Raw genomic sequence first — 559 nt, forward strand, 5'->3', positions numbered from 1 at the left:
GATCGAAATTGCAACCAAGATACCTCACTAATTGCTTTTGCTAACTTATGATTTTTTAACATATTCGATACTTGCAAATCCTCTATACCGATAACATCGTGGTTTTTGATGATTTCAGTTGAGATTTTGTCCAAGTAATCTTTTCTAGCATTTGATATGTATTCATGAATTCTAGCTATCTTTACTCGTTGTTTATTCCAGCGAGAAGATCCTTTCATTCTTCTAGAAAGAACACGCTGTGCTTTCGCCAACTTATCTTCTAATGATCGGAAAAAATTCGGATTTTTATAGTGTGTTCCATTTGACAAAATAGCGAAATCTTTTAGTCCTACATCTATTCCAATGTAAGAATGTGTTTTCGGAAGTTCTTGTACTTCTGTTTCAACTAATAGTGACACAAAATATCTACCAGAAGGGTTCCGTCTAACTGTAGCATTTACAATACGTCCCTCTACTTCACGACTTTTGGCAAATCGAACAAGGCCTAGTTTCGGCAACTTTATTTTATTCCCTATAATGGCAATGTTTTCATTTGTTTGTTTTGTGGTATAAGATTGTA

The 559-nt window shown here is 34.2% G+C and carries 1 protein-coding gene; it reads right to left on the reverse strand.

Annotated elements, in window-relative coordinates; genetic code table 11:
* Positions 1–559, reverse strand: a 559-nt coding sequence (locus DN403_RS00260; RefSeq protein WP_149185242.1) for an RNA-guided endonuclease TnpB family protein, incomplete at both ends; no start/stop codon positions are given.

Source organism: Bacillus sp. AY2-1 (assembly GCF_008368965.1).
GTDB classification, from domain to species: Bacteria; Bacillota; Bacilli; order Bacillales; family Bacillaceae_G; genus Bacillus_A; species Bacillus_A thuringiensis_S.